Raw genomic sequence first — 14,132 nt, 5'->3', positions numbered from 1 at the left:
CTCATGGCAGAAATCAGCCGCTCCGCCCTCTTCGGCAAACTCAACCCGCTGGCCTACAAGGCGATCGAAGGCGCCACCGTCTTCTGCAAGCTGCGCGGCAACCCGTACGTGGAGCTGCAGCACTGGCTGTTCCAGATCCTGCAGAACCAGGACAGCGACATCCACCGCATCGCCAAGCACTACGGCATGGATGCGTCGAACCTCGTGGCCGACCTGCAGAACTCGCTCGACCGGCTGCCGCGTGGCGCGTCGTCGGTGACCGACCTCTCCACCTTCGTGGAAGACGCGGTGGAGCGCGGCTGGGTCTACGGCTCGCTGATGTACGGCGGCACCCACGTGCGCACCGGCTTCCTCATCATCGGCCTGCTCAAGACCAAGAGCCTGCGCAACGTGCTGATGTCGATCAGCAAGCAGTTCGAGAAGATCCAGACCGACGACCTGACCGAGAACTTCCTGAAGATCGTGGGCGGCTCGCCGGAGGACCAGCAGACGGCCAGCGAAAGCGGCGCAGCGCCCGGTGAAGCCAGCGGCGCCATCGCGCCCGCCGCGATGGGCAAGCAGGAAGCGCTCAAGCAGTTCACCACCGACCTCACCGAGCAGGCCCGCAGCGGCAAGATGGACCCGATCGTCGGCCGCGACGACGAGATCCGCCAGGTGGTCGACATCCTGATGCGCCGCCGGCAGAACAACCCCATCCTCATCGGCGAGGCTGGCGTGGGCAAGACGGCGGTGGTCGAAGGCTTCGCGCAGCGCATCGCGCGCGGCGACGTGCCGCCCACGCTCAAGGAAGTGGAGCTGCGCGCGCTCGACGTCGGCCTCTTGCAGGCCGGCGCGTCGATGAAGGGCGAGTTCGAGCAGCGCCTGCGGTCGGTGATCGACGAGGTGCAGGCGAGCCCCAAGCCCATCATCCTGTTCATCGACGAGACCCACACGCTCGTGGGTGCAGGCGGCGCCGCGGGCACCGGCGATGCGGCCAACCTGCTCAAGCCCGCGCTCGCCCGCGGCCAGCTGCGCACCATCGGCGCGACCACCTTCGCCGAGTACAAGAAGCACATCGAGAAAGACCCGGCGCTGACCCGCCGCTTCCAGAGTGTGACGGTCGACGAGCCCGACGAGCCGCGCGCCATCCTGATGATGCGCGGCGTGGCCTCCACGATGGAGAAGCACCACAAGGTACAGATCCTCGACGAGGCGCTCGAAGCGGCGGTGAAGCTCTCGCACCGCTACATCCCCGCACGGCAGCTGCCCGACAAGTCGGTGAGCCTGCTCGACACGGCCTGTGCGCGCGTGGCCGTGAGCCTGCACGCCACGCCGGCCGAGGTCGATGACTGCTCCAAGCGCATCGAAGCGCTGGAAACCGAGCGCGGCATCATCGCCCGCGAAAACGCCATCGGCATCGACACCGCCAAGCGCTCGGCCGAAGTCGAAGCCTCACTCACGGCAGAGCGTGCCCGCCTCGACAAGCTGCAGAGCCGCTGGCAGGCCGAGAAGTCGCTCGTCGACAAGCTGCTCGACCTGCGCGCCAAGCTGCGTGGTGGCCTGGAGCCGGTGGAAGGCACCGGCAGCAAGCTCGAGAAGAGCGCCGAAGCCGCCGCGCCTGACGTGGCCAAGCTGTCGGATGCCGAGCGCAGCAGCACGCTCGCCGAGCTGAAGAAGGTGCAGGACGAACTCACTGCGCTTCAAGGCGAGAGCCCGCTGATCCTGCCGACCGTCGACTACCAGGCGGTCGCCAGCGTCGTCGGCGACTGGACCGGCATCCCCGTCGGCCGCATGGCCGCCAACGAGATCGAGACCATCCTCAACCTGGCCAAGTCGCTGGGCGAGCGCGTGATCGGGCAGGACCACGCGATGGAGATGATCGCCAAGCGCATCCAGACCTCGCGCGCGATGCTCGACAACCCGAGCAAGCCGATCGGCGTCTTCATGCTGGCCGGCACCTCCGGCGTCGGCAAGACCGAGACTGCGCTCGCGCTGGCGGAAGCGCTCTACGGCGGCGAGCAGAACGTCATCACCATCAACATGAGCGAGTACCAGGAGGCGCACACCGTCTCCACGCTCAAGGGCTCGCCCCCCGGTTACGTGGGCTACGGCGAAGGCGGCGTGCTCACCGAAGCCGTGCGCCGCCGCCCCTACAGCGTGGTGCTGCTCGACGAGGTGGAAAAGGCCCACCCCGACGTGCACGAGCTCTTCTTCCAGGTCTTCGACAAGGGCTGGATGGAAGACGGCGAAGGCCGCCTGATCGACTTCAAGAACACGATCATCCTGCTCACCAGCAACGCCGGCAGCGACCTGATCATGAACCTGTGCAAGGACCCGGAGCTGATGCCCGGGCCCGACGCCATCGCCAAGGCGCTGCGCGAGCCGCTGCTCAAGGTGTTCCCAGCGGCGCTGCTGGGCCGCATCGTGACCATCCCGTACTACCCGTTGAGCGAAGACATGATGGGCCGCATCGTCAAGCTGCAGCTCAACCGCATCAAGAAGCGCGTGGAGGCGAACCACGACGTGCCCTTCACCTTCAACGACGAGGTGGTGAAGCTGGTGGTGAGCCGCTGCAACGAAGTGGAAAGCGGCGGCCGCGTGATCGACGCGCTGCTCACCAACACCGTGTTGCCGCGCATCAGCCACGAGTACCTGACGCGGCTCGCATCGGGCAAGCCCTTGGCGAAGGTGGAACTCACCGTCGCCGACGGCGATTTCGCCTATGCCTTCGACTAGACCCGGGAAGGGCAAGGACAAGGAGCTGCCGCAGCGCCAGCTGCTGCAGCGCGCCGTCACGCTCCTGCGCGGCGGCCAGCTCGACGAGGCCGAGCCGCTGCTGGTGTCCATCCTGCAGCGCTGGCCCGGCTATCCCGATGCCTTGCACTTCCTCGGTGTGCTGGAGCACATCCGCGGGCGCAGCGAGCAGGCGGTGAGCCTGATCCGCCAGGCCATCGTGCGGCTGCCCGGCGACCCGGGGCCGCTCAACAACCTGGGCAACGTGCTGGTCGAAAGCCAGCGCTATGACGAGGCCGAGAAGGCTTACCGCGATTGCCTGGCCTTCCAGCCCGACCAGGTCGACGCGCTCACGAACCTCGCCACGCTCCTGCGCAGGCGCCGCCAGCATGCCGAGGCCGAGGCGCTGTGCCGCCGGGCCGTGAAGGTGAAGCCCGATTTCGCACTGGCCTGGTACACGCTGTCGCTCGCGCTCGTGGAGCAGGGTCACATCGACGAAGCCCTCGCCGCCCACAGCCGCGGCGTGGCGCTCGCACCCAAGCAACTGCAGGCCCGCAATGCCATGCCCAGGGCGCTGGTCCACCGCGGGCGGCTGGACGACGCAGCCCGGCTCTACCGTGCCTGGCTCGAGATCGAACCCGACAACCCCGTCGTGCGCCACCACTTGGCCGCCTGCGTGGGCGGCACGGTGCCCGAGCGGGCGAGCGATGCGTATGTCGAGAAGACCTTCGACGCGTTTGCCGCCACCTTCGATGCCAACCTCGCCGCACTCGACTACCGCGCCCCGCAGCTTGTGAGCGAACTGCTCCAGTCGCTGCTCGCACCGCCCTCGCGCCAGTACGACATCCTCGACCTCGGCTGCGGCACGGGCCTGTGCGGGCCGCTGGTGCGGGAGTGGGCGCGTGAGCTGAGCGGCTGCGACCTCTCGCAAGGCATGCTGGCCCAGGCCACACGCCGCCGTGTCTACGACCGGCTCGACCACGCCGAGCTGGTGGCCCACTTGAACGACAAGCCGCGCCACTTCGACGTGCTGGTCTGCGCCGACACGCTGTGCTACTTCGGCGAGCTGCAGCCCGCGATGACGGCGGCCGCAGCCGCACTGCGCCCGGGCGGCCGCTTCGTCTTCACCGTCGAAGCGTGGAAGTCCGACAGCGGCGAGTCGTACAAGCTGCAGCCGCACGGCCGCTACGCCCACCACCGCGGTTACCTGCGGCGCCTGCTGGCGCAGGCGGGGCTGGGCGAGCTGGCCATCCGCGAAGAGACGCTCCGCATCGAAGGTGGCCAGCCGGTGAGCGGCTGGCTGGTGGCAGCTCAGCTGCCGTAAGCCCCTCCACTGCAAGATCCGACCATGGCAAACGGCAGCCTCCCGGGCCCTCTGGGCCTCGACAACAACCAGCCTCTCATCGATGGCGGCACGAACTGCCTGAGCGAATGCTCCCCGCCCGCGGGTGGAGGCATGGAATGGCGCGCAGCTGAGCCCTCCGAGCCCTGGGACACGCTCGAGGGTTTCCGGGACTGGTGGAGCCAGGCGTTCGACTCTGCCGCGATGCTCGCGTGGTGGGTGATCGGCTCGCCCTCGTGGGTGCCGGGCTACCCCAAGGGCGAGCTCCAGTTCGGCCCGGAAGACAGCGAAACCAAGCACATGCGCGACACGCCGGCCTTCGTCGAAGCCGTCCAGATCTACCGCGACTGGCTCGCCGCAGGGCGCCCCCTCGGCAAGTACCGCATCAACGAGGTGGCGTGCGAATGGGTGCCCAGCAAAGGCTACTTCTTCGTGCAGGGGCGCACGGGCGGCGGCCGGCAGGGCCGCCCGGGCGACCTGTCGGAGCCGCTGAAGTACCCGCTGTGGGGATTCACCGGCAACTTCTCGATCCGCTTCAAGGAGGCCTACCTGATGGGCCCCGGCTACGTGGAAGTCGAGATGGAGAACTACACCTCCCTGCCCTCCTACCTGCACGGCCTGGACCAGGGCAACGAGTTCCTGGACAGCCTCTACACCGACACGCCGGGCGTTCCCATCCTCACCCGCAGCCGGCAGGTCTACCGCTTCGTCACCTACATCGCCCCGCCGCCCCCGGTGCCGGTGGCTGCGGTCTCACAGGTGGGCACCGTGCATACCGTGGTGGCCGGCGACAGCCTGTCCCTGCTGGCAGAGAAGTACTACGGCGACATGTCGCTGTGGCCGGTCATCTACAACGCGAACAAGGGCACCATTGGCCCCGACTTCAACCTGCTCGCCATCGGGCAGGCCCTCACCATCCCCGACCGTGCCAAGCTCACCGATGCCGAAATCCAGGCAGCCCGGGCATTGTCGAGACAGACCCTCCACACCAACCCCGTCCCCGTGGCCCCGCTTCGCTAGGGCCGCAGGCCCCGAGGCAGGCCACTGTGCTGGCCTCCGCCATGACTTTCGTCGCTTACCTCCCGGCAGCGCACGCCCTATCTTCACGCCACGCGTCCCGCACGCGCTCCAGGTAAGACCTCATGCCATCACCCATCACGCTCACCTCACCGCTGCCGGCCAGCGACTTGATGTTCGACTCGATGACGGCCAACGGCGGCTTGAGCACGCTTGAGGAGATGCAGGTCACGCTGCTCAGCCCGCGGCACGACATCAAGCCCGCCGACCTGCTGGGCAAGACGGTGACGGTCTCGGTGGCGCTGGCCGATGGCAAGCGGCCCTTCCACGGCTACGTGACCCGCTTTTCCATGGGCAGCCACCAGGGCCGGTACTACCAGTACCGCGCGACCGTGCGGCCATGGCTTTGGTTCCTGACGCGCACCAGCGACTGCCGGATCTTCCAGGAGATGAGCGTTCCCGACATCGTCAAGAAGATCTTCGAAGACCACCGGGTCGCCAACTACAAGTTCAACCTCTTTCGCAGCTACCGCAAGTGGAACTACTGCGTGCAGTACCGCGAGAGCGACTTCAACTTCATCTCGCGGCTGCTGGAGCACGAGGGCATCTACTGGTACTTCGAGCACAAGGACAACGAGCACAAGCTGGTGCTCGTCGATTCGCGCAGCGCGCATGACGCGAAGAAGGGGCACGAGACGCTCCCCTTCTACGAGCTGGGCTCGGCACCGCCCGACACCGAGTCGATTTCCCACTGGTCGTTCTCCCGCGAGATCCGCCCCGGAAAGACCGTACTCGACAGCTACGACTTCGAGCGCCCTTCGGTCGACCTGGTGGTCGACAAGGGGCAGCCGCAGGAGCACGACCTGGCCGACTCCGAAGTCTTCGACTACCAGGGCGACTACATCCAGGCCGCCGACGGCAAGCAACTCGCCGAAGACCGGCTGGACGAGCAGCACTCCCGCTTCCACGTCGTGCAGGGGGCGTCCAACGGCCACTCCATCCACGTGGGCAGCCTGCTGAAGATGACCAAGCACCCGCGCGACGACCAGAACGCCGAGTACCTGGTGGTCGCCACCTCGATCCAGGCCAGCGTGCGGTCCAACGAGTCGGGCGCCGGAGGCAACAACACCTTCCACTGCGACTTCCACGCCATTCCGTCGTCGCAGCAGTTCCGCCCGCAGCGCCGCACGCCCAAGCCCTTCGTGCAAGGCCCGCAGACCGCCGTGGTGGTGGGGCCAGGGGGCGAGGAGATCTACACCGACAAATACGGCCGCGTGAAGGTGCAGTTCCACTGGGATCGCGAGGCCAAGAAGAAGGACCTGAAGGACAGGAGCTCCTGCTGGGTGCGGGTGTCGTATCCGTGGGCCGGCAAGAACTTCGGCGCGATTCACATCCCGCGCATCGGGCAGGAGGTGGTGGTCGGCTTCCTCGAGGGCGACCCCGACCAGCCGCTCATCACCGGCCGTGTCTACAACGCCGAGCAGATGCCGCCGTGGGACCTGCCGGCCAACGCCACGCAGAGCGGCATCCTCACGCGCTCGTCGAAAGGCGGCGCGTACGCGAATGCCAACGCGATCCGCTTCGAAGACAAGAAGGGCTCGGAGCAGCTGTGGATCCATGCCGAGAAGAACCAGGACATCGAGGTCGAGAACGACGAGACGCACTGGGTGGGGCATGACCGGACCAAGACGATCGACCATGACGAGACAGTGCATGTCAAGCATGACCGCACCGAGACGGTCGACAACAACGAAACGATCACCATCGGCGTCGACCGCACCGAATCGGTGGGCAGCAACGAGACCATCGACATCGGCAGCAACCGCACCGAGACGGTCGGCGTCAACGAAGACATCACCATCGGCGCCAACCGCACCGAGAGCGTGGGCGCCGACGAGACCATTACCATCGGCTCCAACCGATCGGTCACCGTGGGCGCGAGCAAGACCGAAACCGTCGCGCTGCAGCGCACGCGCGCCGTGGGCGTCAACGAATCGGTCGCCATCGGCGCCGCGCAGGAGATTGCCATCGGCGCAGCCCAGACGGTCACCGTCGGCGCCGCCCAATCCATCTCGGTCGGCGCCAACCAGAGCACCACGGTCGGCGCCAAGCAGGACAACAGCATCGGCTCCGATCGCAAGCTCACCGTCGGTGGCTCACAGACCACCAGCATCGGCAAAGGGCGCAAGACCTCGGTGGCGGACGACGACGCCTTGAGCGTCGGCAAGAACCTGCGCATCACCGCCGCCGACTCCATCACCCTGACCACCGGCAGCGCCAGCATCACGATGAAAAAGGACGGGACCATCACCATCAAGGGCAAGGACATCACGATCGAAGGCTCGGGAAAGATCAACGCCAAGGCCAGCAGCGACATCGTGATGAAGGGCTCCAAGATCCTGCAGAACTGACCCCCTGCCGGGCAACCGGGTAGCCAGCAACCAACACGCAAGCGAGGTGGCCATGGGCCGCAGAGAAACCCCTGTCGACAACGCTGCCGCCGCGCGGTCCACGAGCGAGCTGCTCGCCCCGGCGCAGCCTCACGAGGCCGATGCGCTCGCCCCGCTGCTGCACCAGCGCAGCGCCCGGCTGCAGGCCCTGGCGCTGCCGGGCGTGGTGCTCGGCACGCTGGTGGCGCTGCGCGATGCCGGAGCGACGGCGCTGGTGCGCTGCCCCGAGGTGTCGGGCGACAGCGCGCTCACCGCACGCACCGTGGTCGACCTGCGGGCCGAGCACCTGGGCTCGCAGGTGGCGCTGTCCTTCGTTGACGCCGATGCCTTGCAGCCCATCGTGATGGGCGTGCTGCGAGACCCGGCGGTATCCAAGCTGCCCGCACCCGGCAGCGTCGAGCTCGAGGCCGATGGCGAACGCATGGTGGTCGCCGCACGCGAGCAACTGGTGCTGCGCTGTGGCAAGGCGAGCATCACGCTCACGAAGGCCGGCAAGGTGCTGCTCGAAGGCACCTACGTGTCGACCCGCTCCAGCGGTGTGAACCGCATCAAGGGCGGCTCCATCCAGCTCAACTGACGAGGCCTGCTCGCGCCATGTGGCACGTCGCCAATCAGACCCCCTTCTCGGCCGACCATGGCTGGGTGATGGACAAGGCCGGCAACAAGATCTGGCTGGTGGTGGTCAAGGCCAGCTTCGACGTGCAGCCCGATGGCCGCTGCTGCTTCGCGGCTGAGCAGGTGCCGGTGCTGCAGGTGGCGCAGCCTTATGGCGAGTTCGGCCAGAGCAGCCTTCGCTACGAAACCGACCTCGCCGGCGTGAAGGCCACGACCGACGTGCTGGTGCGCGGCGATGCGATGGCCCCACCCGGCAGGCTCGCGACCTCGGTCGAGGTCTCGCTCACGGCAGGCCACATTGACAAGCGCCTGCGCGTCACCGGCGACAGGCGTTGGGAGCGCGGCCCGATGGGCCTGAAGATCTCCGAACCCGAGCCCTTCGAGCGCATGCCCGTCGTCTACGAGCGGGCCTTCGGCGGCTGGGACCGCTCGGCCGCCAAGCCCGAAGACCACCGTCTGGAAGAGCGCAACCCCGTGGGCACCGGCTTCGCCGTGCGCGATGAGCACTGCGACGGCCTGCCGTTGCCCAACATCGAATACCCCGACCAGCTCATCAGCGGCTGGAAGGATCACCCGGCCCCGGCGGGCTTCAACGCCGTCGATGTCGCCTGGCTGCCGCGGCGGGCGCTGGCCGGCACCTATGACGAGAAATGGCGCCGCACGCGCTTCCCGCTGTGGGCCGAGGACTTCGATCCGCGTTATCACAACGCCGCACCTGCCGACCAGCAAGCGGCCGGCTTCTTCGAAGGTGGCGAGCGCATCCAGGTCACCGGCATGTCGGAGCGCGGCACGCTCGCCTTCGATCTGCCCCGCCTGAAGTTCGCGTTTCGCACCCGCTTCGGCAGCGAGCGCATCGACCAGGACGGCCAACTGTGCACGGTGCTGATCGAGCCGAACGAACACCGCGTGTCGCTCGCCTGGCAAAGCGCGCTCGTGTGCAACCGCCGCGCCGACGAACTCGACGAAACCCTGGTGCTGCAGAAATAAGGCAGGCGAACGTGTCAGCAAGCACCCCAGAAATCAAAGTGTCCGTGTGGGAGCGAAACCCCGCCGACGACATTTGCATCGTCGGCCTCGGCGCCCGCACGGCGGTGGGCTCGAACGTGCGCGCCACCGCCGCAGCCGTGCGCGGCGGCATCTCGGGCCTGGCGCTGCACCCGCGCTTCGTGGACCGGCTCGGCGAGCCCATCTCGTTTGCCGCCGATCCCGCCCTCGACCCCGAGCTCGCCCTCGAGCAGCGCATGCTCGACATGCTGCAGGCCGCGGCAAGTGAAGCGATGGCCACCGCCCCGTCGATCTGCCCCGATGCTTGCGTGATCGCGCTGCCCGAGCCGCGCGCCGGCATGCCCGTCGAACTCGAAGCCGCGCTCGCGCAATCGCAGGCCGGCGCGCTGGGCCTGCCGACAGACGGGGTGCGCACCCTGCCGCGCGGCCATGCTGCCGGGCTGATGGCGCTGCACGCGGCGGCGCAGTGGCTCTCGGATCAAGCCTCCCAGGCGGTGCTGGTGGTCGGCGTCGACTCCTACCACGAGCGCCAGACCTTGCATTCGCTGCAGATCCACCAGCGGCTCAAATGCAGCACGGTGCGCGGCGGCTTTCCGCCCGGTGAAGCCGCCGGTGCCTGCCTGCTGGTGCGCGAAGCCGTGGCCATGGCGGCCGGCCTGAACGTGCTCGCACGGCTGCGCAGTGCGGCCACCGCAGTCGAGCCGCATCCCCTGAGGGGCACCGAGCCCTGCATCGGCCAAGGCCTCACCGCCGCGATGGCCGCCGCCACGCGGCACCTGGCCCTGCCCGAAGAGCAGATCAGCGTGAGCTACTGCGACCTCAACGGCGAGCGCTTCCGCAACGAAGAGTTCATGTTCGCGCAGCTGCGCACGCAGGAGGCCTTCGCCGACGCCAATGACTACCTCTCGCCGGCCGATTGCTGGGGCGACGTGGGCGCCGCTTGCGGGCCGCTCTTCGTGGCGCTCGCCTGCGAGTCGCTCCAGCGCGGTTATGCCAAAGGCCCCTACCCCCTGCTGTGGGCAGGTTCCGACAGCGGCTACCGCTGCGCCGTGGCGCTCGACCTCGTGCCGCGAAAGGCCGGCACATGATCAACGTCGGCGTCAACCCACCCAACACGCCGGTCACCGAGGGCAGTCTCGACTTCTCTCCTGCCGACGTGCCCAACGTCTGCAAGATGCCCGGCCCGCCGGCGCCGTTCGTGCCCACGCCATTGCCCAACATAGGCCGCTCGGCCGACCGGCTCGACGACGCCACCTCCACCGTCAAGATCCAGGGCAAGAAGGTCGCGATCAAGGGCTCGTTCTACATGAGCCAACCCTCGCCCGACGTGGCCAGCCAGGGCACGGGCGGTGGCCTGATCTCCTCCGTCACCCAAGGCGCGACCGAGTTCATCGCCCCCGGCTCGATGGACGTCAAGTTCGAAGGCAAGAACGTGCAGCTCCTGGGCGACACCATGGGGAACAACGGTGGCTAAGAAAAAGAACAGCGCCACGTCGAAGAACAAGCAGGCGCCGACCACCAAGCCCTGGCTCAAGTGCGGCGAATGCGACACCTATGCGCAGCTCAACAAGAAGCGCGCCAAGCCGAGGTTCGAGCGCGACCACGTGCCCTCGCATGCCGCCATGAACAAGGCCGCGCAGAGCTCCAAGCGCATGCGCGGCGCGAGCAAGAAAGTGCGCAAATGCGTCAAGCAGTACATCAAGGACAAGGCCTTAACGATCGCCATCCCGAAGCAGATCCACCGCGACATCAGCCGCACCTGCGGCTCGCGCAACACCGCCTCGCAGATCAGCACCGACTCGGGCGACCTGAACGCCGCCGTCAACAAGGACATCGACCGCATCCAGAACCACATGGACAGCACCGGACACGCCTGCGCCAAGGCTTACAAAGACGCCGCCGACGAGGTGAAGAAGCAAGATCACAAGAAGCTGATCAACGACGCCATCGACAAGTGCAAAGGATAATGAAACGAGCCGCCGAGGGGCACGAACCTGGCCGCGATCGGACGCGGATGGCGCTCCCTCCCCACCTCACGCGAAAGGACTCTTGAATGGACTTCGAAGCCTGGACAAAACTCTTCGGCAAGAGCCAAGACGACCCCGACCTCAAGGCCGCGCTGGCGGCGGCCGGCGTCAAGAAGATCCCGAAGCTCGATGAAGACGAGACCTTCGTGCAGATCGAATTGAAAGGCCATGGGCTCGAATTGATCCTCACCGACGAGGCCATCCTGAAAGAGCTCGACGACCAGGACCTCGGCGAAGGCCCGCTGATCGCCAGCGGCCTCTTGGCCAAGCTCGGCAAGACGCACGGCCGCGATCTGTACAAGGGGCCGCTGCCTTCCGGGCTCACCGCCGCCTTGTCGCAGGCCGATGTGCGCAAGCTGCTAGGCCAGCCCGACGACCACGACATCGACGTCGACATCTGGAAGAAAGACGGCCTCGAACTGAGCGTCGACTACACCAAGGGGGGTGCGTCGATTGCCGGCGTGACCGCCTTGTTGCCCAACGCCCTTTGACCGCCGACAGCCGGCCCCGAGATTTTTCATGCGCGCACAAGACCTGGTCGCCCTGCTGGGCCGCCCGCAAACCGATCCCGACGTGGAATCGGCGCTGGTGCAGCACGCGGTGCGCAACCGCCCCGCCGTCAAGATCGACCCCGACGATGCGGACGGGCCGGTGGTCGGCACCCAGTCGTGGGTCAAGAACTCGCGCGCCGGCATCGAGTTCGGCTTCGACGACGAGGCCGCCTGGCGCGGCCTGGACGAGACCGAGTACAACCGGAGCCCCATGCTGCTGACGCAGCTCTACCTGTACGGCGAACACCAGGGCGTGCGGCCCTATGCCGGCGAGTTGCCGCTGGGCCTGCAGCTCTCGGACGACCGCGCCACCGTGCGGCAGAAGATGCTGCCCTACGACGCCTCGCGCCACTCCTACCGCCGCGACACCTGGGACACCCCCGGCTACCGCATCTGCGTGGGCTACACCGCCGGCGATGCCTCGATCGAGGTGGTGCTGTGCATGCTGCGCGAGCCGCCGCTGCCGCCGCTGCCCTACGCGCTGGCGCCGGTTCCGTCGGCCGACCGTCTGGCAGCGTTCTTCGGAAGCTCGCTCGACGACCCGGCGCTGCGCCAAGCCCTCGACCCGCTCGGCCTGAAGAACCGGATCGCCGACATCCACGACTCCGGCGAAGCCGACTTCAGCAACCCCTATGGCCTGGTCTTGAATTTCGCCGTGCCCGAAGACCGCAAACCCCGCAAGACCGCCAACACCCTGCTCGCCAGCGCGAGCTTCTTGCGCGAGCGCGAGCTCGGCGCCCGCGCCTGGACGGGAAGCCTGCCCTGCGACCTCGATTTCGAAGACTCGCCCGAGACCGCCGTCGCCAAGCTGGGGCGCGCGCCCGACAGCCGCTACGACGAAGATTTCATGGGCCACTTCTCGTGGAAGCAAGCGGACTTCACGCTGTACGTGACCTACAGCAGCATCGAGAACCGCCTCTTCCGCGTCAACATCCGCGCGCCAGGCCTGGCCACATGAGCACCACCGCAACAGCGCAAAAGCCGGTGGTGCCGGCGGTGCTGGCCCAACACCTGGACGATGCGGTGTCGCTGCGCTCGGTGCGCAGCGTGCTGCTGCGTGCGCCCCACGTGAAGCTGAAAGACCTGGCCCGCGCCGACGAGCGCCTGGCCGCGCACCTCGACGGCCTGTCGATCGCAGGCGACGCAGGCGCGGCGCTCAGCCGTGAGGCGCTCGACCTGCCGGGCGTGGGCCAGCTCTTCGTGTGCTGCGTGCTCGCCATCGAGCGGCGCGACGCCGCCCAACTCACGCAGCTCGTGTCTCTTCTGGAGCCCGTGCCCGATGCAGCGCGCGCCTTGTCGTCGGCCTTCGGCTGGGTCTCCGCACCCCTCTTGCGCGGGCTCACCGCGCCTTTGCTGCAAGCGCCCTCGCCCCGCATGCGTTGGCTCGGGCTCGTCGCCTGCGCGCAGCACCGCGTGGACCCGGGCAGGGCCCTCGACGAGGCGGTGAAAGACGCCGACGCCGCCCTGCGCGCCAGAGCGCTGCAGGCGGCGGGCGAGCTCGCCCGCGTCGATCTGCTGCCCTCGTGCCTTGACCGCCTCAGCGACGAAGCTCCCACGGTGGCGCTGGCCGCCGCGCGGGCTGCCGTCTTGCTTGGTGACCGCGAGCACGCCCCGCGCGTGCTGCTCGCCTGGGCGTCGACACCCGGGCCGCTGCAGCACGGCGCGCTGCTGCCCGCGCTCCTCGCATCAGACGCCGGCACCGCGCGCAGCCTGGTGCGCCAGATGGCGGCCTCGGGCAGCGACACACGCACCGTGATTCGCGCGGCGGGCCTGGCGGGCGACGCGCAGGCCGTGCCCTGGCTTCTCAAGCACATGGCGTCGCCGGACCATGCCCGCCTGGCGGGCGAAGCCTTCAGCTTCATCACGGGGGTCAACCTCAAGTGGCAGCACCTCGACGGCGAGCCTCCCGAGGAGGCCGCCGGCGGGCCGAACGACGATCCTCGCGACGAGCGGGTGGCGCTCGATGAAGATGACGACCTGCCCTGGCCCGATGTCGCCAAGCTCACCGCGTGGTGGCACACGCACGGCTCGCGTTTCGCTGCAGGGCAGCGCCACTTCGTCGGTGAATCGCCCTCGGTGGCACATGCGCTGGCGGTGCTCGGGCAAGGCATGCAGCGGCAGCGCCTGGTCGCGGCGGTCCACCTCTCGCTGCTGCAGCCGGGCACGCCCCTCTTCAACATCGCCGCGCCGGCTTCGCGCCAACGGCAGCAACTGGCCCGCCTGGGCGTCACGTCATGAGCATCGACGTCAAGACCGTCTTCGCCATCCTCGGGCCGCTGTTTCTGGTGTTGGCACTTATCCGCATGGCGCAAGCACGGGCCTTTGTTCCCCAGGCCAAGGCCTGGCTCATCACGGGCGCGATCTTCAGCGTGGTCGCGGCATGGCTCTGGTGGCAGCAAGCGGCCTGAAGAGA

The 14,132-nt window shown here is 68.0% G+C and carries 13 protein-coding genes; all 13 read left to right on the top strand.

Annotated elements, in window-relative coordinates; genetic code table 11:
* Positions 1-3 precede the first annotated feature (3 nt).
* The 13 genes from tssH (at position 4) to JI745_RS01590 (ending at position 14,127) form a co-directional block, all read left to right on the top strand.
* Positions 4-2,715: a type VI secretion system ATPase TssH gene (tssH, locus tag JI745_RS01650; RefSeq protein WP_201803246.1), complete on the top strand. Its 2,712-nt coding sequence runs from the start codon at positions 4-6 to the stop codon at positions 2,713-2,715.
* Positions 2,702-4,036 (top strand): tetratricopeptide repeat protein, encoded by a 1,335-nt coding sequence (locus JI745_RS01645; RefSeq protein ID WP_201803245.1) that lies wholly within the window; start codon positions 2,702-2,704, stop codon positions 4,034-4,036. The genes tssH and JI745_RS01645 overlap by 14 nt, the downstream gene beginning before the upstream one ends.
* A gap of 132 nt (positions 4,037-4,168) precedes the next feature.
* Positions 4,169-5,074, top strand: a complete 906-nt coding sequence (locus tag JI745_RS26235; RefSeq protein WP_236674871.1) for a LysM peptidoglycan-binding domain-containing protein — start codon at positions 4,169-4,171, stop codon at positions 5,072-5,074.
* Between the two features lie 122 nt (positions 5,075-5,196).
* Positions 5,197-7,482 (top strand): type VI secretion system Vgr family protein, encoded by a 2,286-nt coding sequence (locus JI745_RS01635; RefSeq protein WP_201803244.1) that lies wholly within the window; start codon positions 5,197-5,199, stop codon positions 7,480-7,482.
* A 52-nt stretch (positions 7,483-7,534) separates the two neighbouring features.
* Entirely contained in the window at positions 7,535-8,098 is a 564-nt protein-coding gene (locus JI745_RS01630; RefSeq protein ID WP_201803242.1) for a DUF6484 domain-containing protein, read from the top strand.
* Between the two features lie 17 nt (positions 8,099-8,115).
* Positions 8,116-9,123, top strand: coding sequence for a DUF2169 domain-containing protein (locus JI745_RS01625; protein ID WP_201803241.1), 1,008 nt, complete (start codon positions 8,116-8,118; stop codon positions 9,121-9,123).
* A gap of 44 nt (positions 9,124-9,167) precedes the next feature.
* Positions 9,168-10,229 (top strand): hypothetical protein, encoded by a 1,062-nt coding sequence (locus JI745_RS01620; RefSeq protein WP_201803240.1) that lies wholly within the window; start codon positions 9,168-9,170, stop codon positions 10,227-10,229.
* On the top strand, positions 10,226-10,615 hold the full coding sequence (locus JI745_RS01615; protein WP_201803239.1) for a PAAR-like domain-containing protein: 390 nt from the start codon (positions 10,226-10,228) through the stop codon (positions 10,613-10,615). The genes JI745_RS01620 and JI745_RS01615 overlap by 4 nt, the downstream gene beginning before the upstream one ends.
* A complete protein-coding gene (locus tag JI745_RS01610; protein ID WP_201803238.1) occupies positions 10,608-11,108 on the top strand; it encodes a hypothetical protein in 501 nt (166 codons plus the stop codon). Before JI745_RS01615 ends, JI745_RS01610 begins: the two co-directional genes overlap by 8 nt.
* 86 nt (positions 11,109-11,194) lie before the next feature.
* Positions 11,195-11,659 carry a hypothetical protein gene (locus JI745_RS01605; RefSeq protein WP_201803237.1) on the top strand — a complete coding sequence of 155 codons (465 nt, stop codon included), beginning with the start codon at positions 11,195-11,197 and terminating at the stop codon, positions 11,657-11,659.
* A 28-nt stretch (positions 11,660-11,687) separates the two neighbouring features.
* Entirely contained in the window at positions 11,688-12,677 is a 990-nt protein-coding gene (locus JI745_RS01600; protein WP_201803236.1) for a hypothetical protein, read from the top strand.
* A complete protein-coding gene (locus JI745_RS01595; RefSeq protein WP_201803234.1) occupies positions 12,674-13,957 on the top strand; it encodes a TIGR02270 family protein in 1,284 nt (427 codons plus the stop codon). The genes JI745_RS01600 and JI745_RS01595 overlap by 4 nt, the downstream gene beginning before the upstream one ends.
* Positions 13,954-14,127, top strand: coding sequence for a hypothetical protein (locus JI745_RS01590; protein WP_201803233.1), 174 nt, complete (start codon positions 13,954-13,956; stop codon positions 14,125-14,127). Before JI745_RS01595 ends, JI745_RS01590 begins: the two co-directional genes overlap by 4 nt.
* Positions 14,128-14,132 lie beyond the last annotated feature (5 nt).

It is taken from the genome of Piscinibacter sp. HJYY11 (assembly GCF_016735515.1).
In the GTDB taxonomy this organism is placed as follows: Bacteria; Pseudomonadota; Gammaproteobacteria; order Burkholderiales; family Burkholderiaceae_C; genus Rhizobacter.
Note: the sequence above shows the minus strand (reverse complement) of the source record. Positions and strands in the feature narration are given on the sequence as shown.